This is a genomic window from Nocardia colli, from assembly GCF_008704205.1.
In the GTDB taxonomy this organism is placed as follows: domain Bacteria; phylum Actinomycetota; class Actinomycetes; order Mycobacteriales; family Mycobacteriaceae; genus Nocardia; species Nocardia colli.
Window position 1 is genome coordinate 1 of record NZ_VXLC01000028.1, and the last position, 12,839, is coordinate 12,839.

At 69.3% G+C, this 12,839-nt stretch carries 11 protein-coding genes; 1 reads left to right on the forward strand and 10 read right to left on the reverse strand.

Features of this window, described 5'->3' with window-relative positions:
* The 10 genes from F3087_RS38515 to F3087_RS38560 all read right to left on the reverse strand — a co-directional run.
* Nucleotides 1-361: ATP-binding cassette domain-containing protein (locus tag F3087_RS38515; RefSeq protein ID WP_150407096.1), on the reverse strand; the 361-nt coding region annotated here is incomplete at its 3' end.
* Nucleotides 358-1,236: an ABC transporter permease gene (locus F3087_RS38520; RefSeq protein ID WP_150407097.1), complete on the reverse strand. Its 879-nt coding sequence runs from the start codon at nucleotides 1,234-1,236 to the stop codon at nucleotides 358-360. The genes F3087_RS38515 and F3087_RS38520, both read right to left, overlap by 4 nt.
* Nucleotides 1,233-2,660: an ABC transporter substrate-binding protein gene (locus tag F3087_RS38525; protein WP_150407098.1), complete on the reverse strand. Its 1,428-nt coding sequence runs from the start codon at nucleotides 2,658-2,660 to the stop codon at nucleotides 1,233-1,235. Before F3087_RS38525 ends, F3087_RS38520 begins: the two co-directional genes overlap by 4 nt.
* A 12-nt stretch (nucleotides 2,661-2,672) precedes the next feature.
* Nucleotides 2,673-2,900 (reverse strand): 4Fe-4S dicluster domain-containing protein, encoded by a 228-nt coding sequence (locus F3087_RS38530; RefSeq protein WP_014984269.1) that lies wholly within the window; start codon nucleotides 2,898-2,900, stop codon nucleotides 2,673-2,675.
* Nucleotides 2,901-3,686, reverse strand: coding sequence for a GntR family transcriptional regulator (locus F3087_RS38535; protein ID WP_150407099.1), 786 nt, complete (start codon nucleotides 3,684-3,686; stop codon nucleotides 2,901-2,903).
* 184 nt (nucleotides 3,687-3,870) lie between these two features.
* On the reverse strand, nucleotides 3,871-4,863 hold the full coding sequence (locus F3087_RS38540) for a 1-aminocyclopropane-1-carboxylate deaminase/D-cysteine desulfhydrase (protein ID WP_150407100.1): 993 nt from the start codon (nucleotides 4,861-4,863) through the stop codon (nucleotides 3,871-3,873).
* 1 nt (nucleotide 4,864) lies between these two features.
* A complete protein-coding gene (locus F3087_RS38545) occupies nucleotides 4,865-5,491 on the reverse strand; it encodes a QsdR family transcriptional regulator (RefSeq protein ID WP_223885677.1) in 627 nt (208 codons plus the stop codon).
* A 35-nt stretch (nucleotides 5,492-5,526) separates the two neighbouring features.
* Nucleotides 5,527-7,323 (reverse strand): acyl-CoA dehydrogenase, encoded by a 1,797-nt coding sequence (locus F3087_RS38550; protein WP_150407102.1) that lies wholly within the window; start codon nucleotides 7,321-7,323, stop codon nucleotides 5,527-5,529.
* 117 nt (nucleotides 7,324-7,440) lie between these two features.
* The gene (locus F3087_RS38555) at nucleotides 7,441-8,562 is read right to left on the reverse strand and encodes a CaiB/BaiF CoA transferase family protein (protein ID WP_150407103.1); all 1,122 of its coding nucleotides are present in this window, start codon (nucleotides 8,560-8,562) and stop codon (nucleotides 7,441-7,443) included.
* A gap of 139 nt (nucleotides 8,563-8,701) precedes the next feature.
* Complete coding sequence (locus F3087_RS38560) at nucleotides 8,702-11,521, reverse strand: helix-turn-helix transcriptional regulator (protein WP_150407104.1); 2,820 nt, start codon at nucleotides 11,519-11,521, stop codon at nucleotides 8,702-8,704.
* A 110-nt stretch (nucleotides 11,522-11,631) separates the two neighbouring features.
* On the opposite strand from F3087_RS38560, the gene F3087_RS38565 reads away from it, so the two are divergent.
* The gene (locus tag F3087_RS38565; RefSeq protein WP_150407105.1) at nucleotides 11,632-12,789 is read left to right on the forward strand and encodes an epoxide hydrolase family protein; all 1,158 of its coding nucleotides are present in this window, start codon (nucleotides 11,632-11,634) and stop codon (nucleotides 12,787-12,789) included.
* The last annotated feature ends 50 nt before the right edge of the window (nucleotides 12,790-12,839 follow it).

The window sequence follows — 12,839 nt, forward strand, 5'->3', positions numbered from 1 at the left end:
CCCGCTCTTTGCGTTTGCCGCGCGGCAGGCCGCGCAGGCGCAACGGCAGTTCGATGTTCTGGCGGACGGTGCGCCACGGCAGCAGCGCGTCGTCCTGGAAGACCAGGGCGCGGTCGGCCGACGGTCCGGTGACGATCGCGTCGTCGGCCAGCACCGTACCGCCCTGCGGCGTCCGCAATCCGGCGAGCGCGCGCAGCACGGTGGACTTCCCGCAACCGGATTTGCCGACCAGGACCAGGATTTCGCCGGGCGCGACGTCGAGATCGAGCCGGTCGATGACGGCCCGGTCACCGTAGGAGATCCGGACACCGTTGAGCCGCAACCGCATTCCGGTCGTGTCGAGCGATACCGTGGTGGTCATTCGGACACCTCTCTGGGGAGCCAGCGGGTGATCCGGCGACCGGCCAGCTCGACGATCCCCGAGGTGCCGAAGCCGAGGATGCCGATGGTGATCATGCCGACGAACACCGCCGGATAGTCGACGATGGTGTAGGCCTGCCAGGTGCGGTAACCGACGCCGAGCCGGCCCGAGATCATCTCCGCCGAGATGAGACAGATCCAGGCGACGCCCATGCCCACCGACAGTCCGCTGAACACACCGGGCAGGATCCCCGGAAACACCACGCGCACAAGCACACCGAGGCGCGAGGCACCCAGCGTCCGCACCGCGTCCGCCCAGACGGTCGGTAGCGCGCGCACCGCGTGGCGGGTACTGACCAGCACCGGGAACACCGACGCGGTGAAGGTGATGAACACCATGCCGGACTCGTCGCTCGGGAACATCAGGATCGCCACCGGCACCAGCGCGATCGCCGGAATGGGTCGCGCCAGCTCGGTGAGCGGGCCGAAAACATCGGCAAGCAGCCGGGATCGGCCGAGCCCGATGCCGGCGAGCACGCCGACCACCGCGGCGAGCCCGAACCCGGTGACGATCCGGATCAGCGATTGGGCGATGTCCAGGTAGTACTGATCCGATCCCAGATGCTTGCCGAATTCGGCGATGATCTCGGTGACCGTGGGCAGCGTGTCGAACCGGAGTCCGGCCCGGACATTGTTGACGGTGAGCAGTTGCCACAGACCTACGGCGGCGGCGACCGAAGCCACCCGGATCAGACGGGACTGCCAGAGTCCCTTGCGCTGCTTGCCATTACCGCCGGTCGGCACCAACTCACCCGTTGCCGGAAGAACCGAAACGACGTCGCTGGTCGCAACCTTCGTCGAAACCTCGGTCGTCATTGGCGAACTTCCGTGACGGCCTGGTCATACGACACGTTCACCGCGCCCGGATGCGCCTGCCGATACCGCTGTGCCGCAGCCGGAGTCGTGAACGGCAGGAACACCGCACCGTCGCGCACCCAGCTCGACTTGTCGGCGAACCACCGCGTGCCCAGCTCGGCGTCGGGGATATACGCGGCCCGGACGACCTTGCCCTGCGCCTTGGCGGCCTGCACCGCCCGCAACAGGCACCCGGCATCGGCGGCCGGCTGCGGCCGGTCCGCCCCGTCGATCCACACCTCACCGGCCCGCGCCGAATCCGTCACGGCCCGGCCGCAGATCGGATCACTGCCACTGACCGGACTCGGATTCGCCGTCGACGCCACCGACTTGTCGTAGTCCGCGCGACCGTCCGCCGCGAACGCCTGCCGCAGCGGCCCACTGTCGACGAACCCGTCGATATCCAACTCGGCGAAGTCGCCGATCGACTTCAGATACGGCACATCACCTTTCAACGCGTCGATCAAACTCGGCTTGAGCGTGGTGTCGAACGACGTTCCGCCCGGCCCGTTGTAGAGGTAGACGACCTCCTGCGGCAGCCCCGATCCCTCCGCGACGATCTTCGCGGCCTCGAACGGCTGGTCCCGCTGAAACGCCGTCGCATCGAGCTGCGCGGCCAGGAACGCCTGCAACACCTCCGGATGTTCGGCCGTATACGCCCGCCGCGCGACGACTCCATGGAATGTCGGCACGCCGAGTTCCGCACCGTCGTACAGCAACTTGGCCTTGTTCTGGAACACCAGCAACCCCGGCCACGCGACGAACTGCGAAAGCGCCTGCACCTGATGCGATTCCAACGCGGTCGCGCCGATCTGCGGCTGCTGGTTCAGCACCTCGACGCCCTTGCCCGCATCGATGCCCGCCCGGGTGAGCGCCTGCACCAGCGTGCCGTGCCCAGCGGATCCGACACTGGCCGAAACCTTCTGCCCGGCCAGCTCATTGATGCTCGTCGTGGTCGAATCCGGCGGCACGACAACCATGTTGAGCGCACCCTTGGGGTTGTACCCCGTCACCGAAACCAGCGCGGTCTTCGCTCGCTCGTTGGCCTGCGTCCGAGACCCGTTGATCAGCAACGGATAATCGCCCATCGACCCGATATCGATCTTCTCCGCCACCATCTGCGCGGTGATCGGCGCACCGGTGTCGTAGTCCTGCCACTCGACCTGATACTTGGCGCCGCCGCGATCGGTGATCTGCTTCAGCCGCTGCTCCAGGTACCCCTGCGCTTTGAGCAGCGTCCCGGCGGTGACGGTATTGATGGTCTTGGATTGGTAACCGACGACGACCTTCACGGTCCCGGCCGGGGTGTCGTTCGAACTCTCGAGGGAGCAGCCCGCCAGGGTGAGCGCGGCGGCGAGCAGGACGGGAACGAGGCGTACTTTCATCAGACTTCCAGATCAGCGGAGCAGGTAGGGCATGTTGACGGTGACGGCGCCGGTGGGACAGCGGGCGGCGCACGGGCCGCAGTACCAGCACTCGTCCACGTGCATGAAGGCCTTGCCGTTGTCCGGATTGATGGCCAGCGAGTCGAGCGGGCAGATCTCGACGCACAGCGTGCAGCCCTGGATGCAGAGCGATTCGTCGATGGTCACCGGAATATCGGTGCGCTGGTTCACGAGTGCCATCTAGAGGACCTTCCATTCGGGGGTACTGCGGGTCAGGCTGCCGCGCATGGTGATTCGGTCGCCGCGCATGCGGATGTACTCGAGGTCGACCGGGCGGCCGTCGTCGAGATGGGTCAGCCGTTCGAGCATCAGCAGCGGTGCGCCGCCTGGGATGTCGAGCGTGGAGGCGGTGTGCGGGTCCGCGGGCACCGCCTCCAGTGCGAGGTCGGCGTGCCCGAGGGAGTGGCCGCTGATCTGTTCGAGCAGCACGAAGATATCGGTGTGCTCCAGGTCGTGGCCGAGCAGTTCGGTGCCGATGTCGGGCGCCAGGTAAGTGAGGTCGAGGCTGAGCGGCATGTCCGCGAGGTAGCGCAGCCGTTCGAGATAGACCACGCGCTCGCCCGGCGCGAGGTGCAAGCGGCGCGCGACCGCGGCCGGGGCGGTGACGTGCATGGCGACCCGGACCTCGTTGCGCACGGTGCCGTGGTCCTTGAACGTCTCCTGGAGGCCGAGCAGCGCGTCGAGGCCGTGATCGTACTTGCGGGTCGCGACCCGGGTACCGACCTTGGGCGCCCGGTCGATCAGCCCCTCGTCCTTCAGCAGTGCGAGGGCCTCGCGCACCGTATTGCGGGACGCCTCGAACTCCGCCGCGAGCTGCTGTTCGCTGGGCAGTCCGTCGTCGAATGCGCCGGCGTGCAGTTGGTGCCGGAGCAGATCGGCGACGCGTCGCGCCTGATCGGCGCGCAGCCGCCGCACCGGTGGGGGTTCGGCCGCAACTTCTGCCGCCTTTCTGTCGCTGACCTGCATGGATAGCGACGATAGTGCGGAATCTGCGGCCGGGATCCCGGCGTCGGGGCGGCCGGGAATCAGGGGATGTTATTGCGCCGTCACTACCCGGCCCCGACCTGGCGAAATGTCGGATCGACAGGCTATTACGCCACCTCGGCGGTGCGCGACCGGATTCGGATCATGCCGATTCGAATGCGGCGAGTTACCGCGGACCGTAGGTATTGAGGAACAGCACCGGGCCCGCGCCGAAGGTGTCGGCGGTGTCGAGGTGCAGGAGGGCTGCCAATGCTTTGGCGGTGTAAACGGTTTCGAGCTGGAGTCCGTCCTGTGCCGCGAGGGACTGCGCCTCGCGCGCGGCGGGCGTCGCGTGGCCGTAACCGGGGCCGAGCCAGTCGGTGGTGATGGTGAGGTCGTCCACGCTCAGCCCGGTGGGCGCGAATTGCGCACCGCGCGAACGCAACAGCCGTTCCGCCCGCGCGGCCAGCCGGACGATGTGGGGTGCGTCGAGGGGGAGCGAGTCGTTGACGACGACGCCGACGACCCGGGTAGTCAATCCGGCCAGCCGCAGCCCGAGCGCCAAACCTGCTGCGGTGCCGCCGGACCCGACCGCGGTGACGAGGTGACTGGGTTCGGGTAGCACGCCCGCGGCGACCTGATCGGCCAATTCGAGCGCGCCCTCGACATATCCGAGCGCACCGAGCGGCGACGAACCGCCCACCGGCAGAAAGTACGGCCGTTCGCGGCCGATCTTGTTCCGCAGGAAGAGCCACGGCGCCGTGACCATGGTCCGGCGCTTCGTGTGCGTGAGATGCACTGCCGCGCCGGACTTCTCCAACCGCCGCAGCTGGGCCCGGACGTGATCGTCCATCGGCTGGTCGACCAGCGTGAGGATGGTGGAGATGCCCTGATCGCGCCCGTACAGCGCGGTGGCGAGCCCCCAGTTGGTGCCGGTGCCGCCGACGGTGAGGATGGCCCGGGCGCCGCGCCGATGTGCCTCGGGCAGCAGCCATTCCAGCTTGCGGACCTTGTTGCCGCCCCAGCCGCCGTCGCCGTAACCGCTGTCGTCCTTGCACCACAGGGCGGCTCCGGTGCCGACGTCCAAGCGGCGGATCGGCGTCGGCGCGGTGCCGAGGCGCAGATACGGCAGGGTGTCGGCGAGGTCTGGAAAACGCTTGTGCAGCAATGAGTCCGACATGTCAGCTTCCGGTGGGAGGTCTCGTGATCGCCTCGGGGATGCCGAGCAGTGCGGCCTGCACCTCGTGCAGCCGGTCGACATCCCCTCGGATGCCTGCGACATTATCGTTGTACAGGAAGGCCTCGCCCAGCCGGACCAGGGTGTAGGCCAGCAGGTCCGGTTCGACCGGCGGCCGATAGCCGTCCTCGCGTTCGGCGCGGGCGATGAGTTCGCGCACCGTGGTCACCACCAGCGGCTGCACCGGCCCGTCGCTCGCGGTGAGAATCCGTAGCCCGGCCAGGGGCTCGTTCTCGAAGTACCGCCGGAACGGCACGTTGTCGGTCATCCAGCGATTGACCCGGTACAGCACGTCCAGGATGCGCCGGGCCCCGGTGGAGCGCCGCTTGGCGTCGGCGCGGGTGAGCAGCGCGGCGAACTCGCCGGCCAGCACCGTGCCGAGCACGCCCTCGCGCGAGCCGAACCAGCGGTAGACCGAGGCGCGGCTGAGCCCGAGCTGCGCCGCGATCGCCTGGATGTCCACCCGCTCACCGGCCAGGAACGCCTGCCGCGCGAGGTCGACAACCTCCTCCCGGGTCGCCGACGCCGGTCGGCCTGGCGGGCGGGTGGTTCGCTGGCTCGGGGTGGTCATCGGAAAATGGTACATCCTTCGAGGTATGTACCGAATCAGAACCAGGCGTCGCGCATTTCCAGGGTAGTGGTGTCGAGGCGGGCGAGCAGGTCCAATGCCGGTGTCGTCTTGGGCAATTCGAAGCGGTAGAAATACCGGGCCGCGTGCCGCTTGCCGTCGTAGAAATCGCCGGCGTGCCCCTCGGCGGCCAGCAGCTGCTCGAGCCAGATCCAGGCCAGCACGATATGGCCGAACGCCTCCAGGTAGACCGAGCTGTTCGCCAGCGCCGCCTCGAAGTCGCCGGTGGCGAACAGGCCCGCGGTCACCTCGACCAGGCGCTGCCAGGACGAATCCAGTTGCGCGGCAAGCTCGGCCGCCTCGCCGCCGGCGGCGCGCGCCGCGACCACCGTGCCCTGCACCCGCTCGTTGAGGGCGAGCAGGCTCGCCCCGCCCTGCTGGGTTACCTTGCGCCCCAGTAGGTCCAGGCCCTGGATGCCGTGGGTGCCCTCGTGGATCGGGTTGAGCCGGTTGTCCCGGTAGTGCTGCTCGACGTTGTATTCCCGGGTGTAGCCGTAACCGCCGAGCACCTGGATGGCGAGGTTGTTCGCCTCCAGGCACCACTGCGACGGCCAGCTCTTGGCGATCGGGGTGAGGATGTCGAGCAGCAGCGTGAGTGCCTTCTTCTCCTCCGCCGACTCGGCGGTCTGCTGCTCGTCGACCAGCCGCGCGCAGTAGAGCACCAGCGCCAGCGCGCCCTCGGTATATGACTTCTGCGCCAACAGCATTCGCTTGACGTCGGCGTGCTCGATGATCGGCCGCTGCGGTGCGGTGGGATCCGCGGGCAGCTTCGCCCGGCCCTGCGCGCGGGTGCGGGCGTAGTCCAGGGATTCGAGGTAGCCGGTGTAGCCGAGCGCCGAGGCGACCATGCCGACGCCGATCCGCGCCTCGTTCATCATGTGGAACATGTAGCTGAGCCCGCGATGCGGCTCGCCGACCAGGTAGCCGACCGCGCCCGCGGCCCCGTTCGGCGTCCAGCGGCCCTCGCCGAAGTTGAGCACGGTGTTCACCGTGCCGCGGAAGCCCATCTTGTGATTGAGCCCGGCCAGCGCGACGTCGTTGCGTTCGCCGACCGTGCCGTCGTCCTCGACCAGGAATCGCGGCACGACGAACAGCGAAATGCCCTTGGTGCCCGCCGGACCGCCGGGGATCTTCGCCAGCACCAGGTGCACGATGTTCTCGCCGAGCTCGTGGTCGCCGCCGGAGATCCACATCTTCGTGCCGAACAGCCGGTAGGTGCCGTCGTCCTGAGGTTCGGCCCGGGTGACGATGTCCGCCAGCGAAGAGCCGGCCTGCGGTTCGGACAGGCACATGGTGCCGAAGAACCGGCCGTCGAGCATCGGGCGGACGAACCGGTCGGTGAACTCCGGACCGGTATGGGTCAGCAGCAGATTCGCGTTCGCCACGGTGAGGAACGAGTAGCCGGAGGTGCCGGGGTTGGCCGCCTGGAACCAGGCGTAGCTCGCCTGCGCGACGGTGACCGGCAGCTGCGCGCCGCCGAGCTCGTAATCCATTGCCGCGGACGGCAGTCCGGCCTTGGCGAAGGCGGCGAGCGCGGTGGCCACCTCGGGGATGATGGTGACCCGCTCGCCGTCGAAGGTCGGCTCGTTCGCGTCGTTGAGCTTGTTGTGCGGTGCGAAGTATTTGGTGGCCAGCTGCTCGCTGAGCTCGAGCATCGCGTCGAAGGTCTCGCGCGAATGATCGGCGTAGCGCTCGCGTTTGATGAGCTGCTCGACGTTCAACCACTCGTACAGCAGGAAGTCGAGATCGCGCCGGGAAAGCAGCGTGGAACGCATCAGCCGTCCTTTCGAGACATGTGCCAACCACTGTATCTTACGGTCGGCAGCGCAGCAGCCGCTCCCCGCGCACGGACCAACGTAGTGCATGGGCAGCGGCTGCGCCTCGAAGTCGGCTCAGCCGGTGACGCGATCGATCTGCTCGGCCTGAACGCCCCAGCCGGACAGCAGCTTTCGCACCTGTTCCGGATCCGACGAGAGCGGGGCCGGGGTATCGATCGGGGTGCGGTCGAAGCGCGGGGCGGGTGCGGGCTGGAGCACGCCGTCGACCTCGATGAAGGCGTTGCGGGCCTGGTTGTGCGGGTGTTCGTGGGCCTCCCACGGGCTCAGCACCGGGGCGACGCAGGCATCGGAGCCGGCGAAGACCTCGGCCCATTCGTCGCGGGTGCGCTCCTTGAACTTGGCGCCGAGCACCTCTTTCAGCCGCGGCCAGCCGTTCTTGTCCAGCTGGAACGGCAGGTCGGGGTCGTCGATGCCGAGGAGGGCGAGCATCTGGTTGTAGAACGGGATCTCCACGCAGCCGACCGCGAGGAATCGGCCGTCGGCGCACTCATAGGTGTCGTAGAACGGCGCACCGCCGTCGAGCATGTTCTCCCCACGCGGGAAGTTCCACAGGCCGAGGTGGTGCAGGCCGTGCATGGAGGCGGTGAACAGCGCGGAACCGTCCACCATGGCCGCGTCGACCACCTGGCCCTTGCCGGAACGTTCGCGCTCGTAGAGTGCGCCGAGCACGCCGAGCGCAAGCAGCAGGCCGCCGCCGGCGAAGTCGCCGAGCATGTTCGCGGGCGGCACCGGCGGTTCGCCGGCCCGGCCGACCAGGCCGAGCGCGCCGGAGATCGCGATGTAGTCGATGTCGTGGCCCGCGGTGCGCGCCAGCGGACCCTCTTGGCCCCAGCCGGTCATCCGGCCGTAGACCAGGCGCGGGTTGCGCGCCGCGAGATCGGCCGGACCGAAGCCGAGGCGTTCGGCGACGCCGGGCCGGAACCCCTCGATGAGCACGTCCGCGTGATCGGTGAGCGCGAGCAGCGTCTCCCGATCGGCGGGCTGCTTGAGATCCAGTGTGATGCAGTGCTTTCCGCGATCCAGCGGACCGGCCGGCGACACGATGCCCGCGCCGGGTGCGCCGCCGCGGTCGACGCGCAGCACCTCCGCGCCGAGATCGGCCAGGATCATCGCGCCGAACGGGCCGGGCGCGAGACTGGCGATCTCGATGACTTTCACTCCGTGCAGTGGTCCCATGTCTCCGCTCTCTGTCGTCCTCGACGAGGGCATGCGGCCACGGCCGAACCCCACCCGTCCGGATCGGTGACCCGAGGTTAAGCCCGTCCGGAGAGCGCCGCCAATGACCGTCCCGCTCGATAGGACATGACCGGAGCGCTCATTTATCCTCGGCATCCAGCAGGTGATGGGCGTGCGCGGCGGCCGCCGCCTCGGTGCGCGAGGCGACGCCCAGCTTGGTGAGGATGCGGGAGACGTGCACGCCTGCGGTGTTGCCGCTGATGAAGAGCTCGGCGGCGATCTGCCGGTTGCTCAGTCCCTGTGCGACAAGGCGTAAGACGCCGAGTTCGCGCGGGGTGAGGCCGAACGTCGTGGGGCGCGCGGTGGCCGGTTCGGGTGCACGGTCGGTGAGTGCGAGTCCGGCGCGCTCGGCGATGCGGTGGGCCGTCGTGGCCAGGGGAGTGGCGCCCAGATCGGCGGCGAGGTCGGCGACTTCGCGCAGCGCGGTCTGGGCGACCGGCCGATTGCCCACGGCCAGTTCGGCTTCGGCGCAGCCGAGGAGGGCGGCGGCCAGTTCGTAGGGCTGATGCAGTGCGCGCCAAGCGGATACCGCCGCGTGCCACGCGGTGGGCGTCGGCCCGCGGGTGGCGGTGAAGACGGCGCGGTGCGCGGCGTCGACCGGGGTGGTCGTCGGCAGGGCTTCGGCGATGCCGTCGAGATCCGTTGGCAGATCGGGTATTCCGGCCGCGAGGGCGAGCAGCGGCCACACCTCGTGGTGGTAGGCGGCGAGATCGTCGGCCGTCAGCGTCTCCGCGCAGATCTGTGCCGCGCGCTGGGCCTGGCCGAGAACGAGGGCGACGGTGCATCGGACGGTCTGTAACCGGAGCTGATACTGCCGGGCCCACGGCCCGTCGCTCAGCAGGCCGGCGGCGGTTTCGGCGCTGGTGTTCGCCGCAGTCGAATCACCCTGCGCGATGACGATTCTGGCGTGCGAGAGCAGCAGCGCGGCCCGGCTCAGCGGCGGCAGCTGATCGGTCAGTGATTCGTCGATCCGGTCGAGCGCCTCCGGCCAGCGGCCGAGCGCGGTCAGCGCCTGCGCCCATTTGACCAGCAGGATGGGACCGGCCTCGGCGAAGCGGAACGTCTCGTGGGCCGCGCGCAAGCCCTGCTGGATCGTCGCGATGGCCGCGACGTGCGAACCCGTGGCGATCAGTACGGTCGACTCCCACAGCGCCACGGAGAGCAGTGCCTGCGGGTCCGCGGCGGCCGTCGCGGCGGCGCGCGCCTTGCCGAAATAGGCGACGGCGGTATCGGATCGAGCGGCGGTGGCCAGGCCGAGGTAGGCATAGGCGCGGGCGGCGAGCGACTCCGCGCCGAGCTGTTCGGCCACCTCGACGGCGGCCAGCGCATTGCGCTCGGCCGCGGCCAGGTCGCCGGTGAAGGCTTGGGCGGCGGCCAGTTCGGCGAGTACCTGGCCGCGTAGCTCGGCCGGTGGGTGTGCGGGCAGGAGCTCGAGGGCGCGGCGGAGATCGTCGTCGGATCCGCGGCTGCTCTGGTTCTTCAGACCGGCCCGGTGGTAGAACAGCCGGGCCGCGCGCTGCGGTGCGCCGGCGGTGTCCACCAGACGCAGCGCCTCGTCGGCCGCCTCGATGCCGCGTTCGATGATGACGCCCTGGTAGCAGGCTTCGACGATCTGCTCGAGTATTTCGAGCCGGTCGCCGGCGACCTGCCTCGCCTCCGGCGCCTGATCCCAGAGTTCGAGCACGCGATCGAGGTGATGCAGCCGTTCGGCAGGCTCGCCTGCGCTTTCCGCGTTCGACGCGGCGGTCCACGATGCCTCGAGCGCCAGCGGCAGCTCACCGGCGGCGTGTGCGTGATAGGCGAGCTGACCCGCGCCGGACGGGTCGCGGTCCGCCGCTAATGCGCGGGACAGCTTGGCGTGCAGGTGCTTTCGTTCGATCGGCAGCAGGTGGTCGTAGACCGCGTCGCGAATCAGTAGGTGCCGGAACTCGTATCCGGTGTCGTGCGCGGTCAGCACCTGCTGATCGATCAGCTGACGGAGCGCGCGACGCAGCCCGTCCGGGTCCAGCTCGGTCGCCGACTCCAGCAAGGCGTGCGGCACCGGCGACCCCGCGACGGCGGCCAGCCGCAGCAGCGCCTCGGCCGCCGGCGGCAGGCCGGCGTGCAACCCGAGGAGCAGCTCCGACAGCTCGCCGGGGCGGTCCGGCGCGGTGCTGAGCGCCTCGACGAACAGCGGAATTCCATTGCTTCGCGCGAAGATTCGCGACACAGTTCCGGGCTCCGGCTCGCGGCCGGACAGCGCGGCGAGTTGCCTGCCGACCTCGTGCCGGGTCAGCGGATCCGGAAAGATCAGTCGCACACCGGGATCGCGGCGCAGACCCGCGACCAGCTTGCGCATCGCCGCGGCATCCGCCGGGCGATAGGTGCCGACCAGCAGCAGATCGCGTTGCGCCGCGTTGGCCAGCAGGAACGCGAGCAGCTCGCGGCTGGAATCGTCGGCCCGGTGCAGATCCTCCAGCACGACGACCACCGGCTGCCGCACGGCGAGCTGTTCCAGCACGGTGAGGATCTCGCCGAACAGCCGAATCCGATCGGACTCCGCCGCCGCCGAACCCGCCCGCGCCGCGAGCTCCGGCAGCCACCGCGCCAACGCCGGACGATTCACCGGTAGCAGCGTGATCAGCTCGGCCACGCCGAGCTGTCGTACGAGCGCCCGCATGACCGACACGAACGGCGCGAACGGCACACCGTCGCTGCCGAACTCGGGGCACCGACCGGTCAGCACCACCGTGTCCGCGCTGAGCCGCGTCCGGAACTCGGCGACGAGGCGGGACTTGCCCAGCCCGGCCTCCCCGGCGATGAGCACGGTGTGCACTTCGGGATCCTGGTAGGCCTCCCGCAGTGCGGACAGTTCGGCGGCCCGCCCGACGAAGGCGGCACAGATGGGAAGGCGCACCACGCCGCGATCATGCCCGGGCCGGGCGGCTTATGCCAGTCCGGGCGCCGGCCGCCGGAAATAACGAATTCTCGTGATTCGCCACCCCCCTCGTTACCCGAAGTATTTATCCCATGACGAACAACGAGATCCGCCCCTTCCGCATCGAGATCCCGCAGGCCGACCTCGACGACCTGCGCGACCGGCTGGCCCGCACGCGCTGGATCGACGACCTGCCGGGCACCGGCTGGGAGCGCGGGGTGCCGGCCGCGTATCTGAAGGAACTCGCCGGCTACTGGGCGGAGAAATTCGACTGGCGCGCCACCGAGGCGGAACTGAACGCGTACCCGCAGTTCAGCACCACCATCGACGGGCAGAACGTGCACTTCCTGCACATCCGCTCGGCCGAGGCGGACGCCACCCCGCTGCTCCTGCTGCACGGCTGGCCGAGCTCGGTGATCGACTTTCTCGATGTGATCGGTCCGCTCACCGATCCGAAGGCGCACGGCGCACCCGACGCGCCCGCGTTCCATCTGGTCATCCCGTCGCTGCCGGGGCACGGCTTCTCCGGGCCGATCACCGAGGCGGGCTGGGACGACGGCCGGGTCGCGGCCGCGCTGGCCGAGCTGATGGTGCGGCTCGACTACGACCGCTACGGCGTGCAAGGCGGCGACCACGGCGCGTTCATCGCCCCGAAGCTCGGCCGGGTGGACGCCGGCCATGTGCTCGGCGTGCACGTGAACGCGCTGGTCATTTTCCCGACGGGCGACCCGGCCGACCTGGCCGCGCTGACCGAGGCCGAGCGGCAGCGGCTGGCCCGGCGGAAGAACTTCCAGGACGACGGCGCGGCCTACATGAACCTGAAGGGTTCCCGGCCCCACACCATCGCGCAGCTGGTGGCCGATTCGCCGGCCGGGCAGCTCGGCTGGATCGTGGAGAAGTACAAGGAATGGGTCGACCAGGCGAACGACCTGCCCGAGCAGGCGATCGGCAAGGACCGGCTGCTGGCCAACGTCAGCGTGTACTGGTTCACCGCCACCGCGCGCAGCGTGGCGAACTTCTACTACGAGCGGTTCCACGACGCGAGCTTGTTCGCGCCGCAGCCGAAGGGCACGGTGCCGACCGGGGTCGCGGTGTTCAAGGACGGCGACTATGCCATCCGCCGGTTCGCCGAGCGGGCGCACAACATCACGTACTGGTCGGAGTTCTACTCCGGCGGTCACTTTCCCGCCCTCGAGGTGCCCGACCTGTTCGCCGGTGACGTGCGCGAGTTCTTCCGCACGCTGATCTGAGCGCGAAAGCCGAAGGGGCAGGCAGCCATTCGCTGCCTGCCCCTTCGATT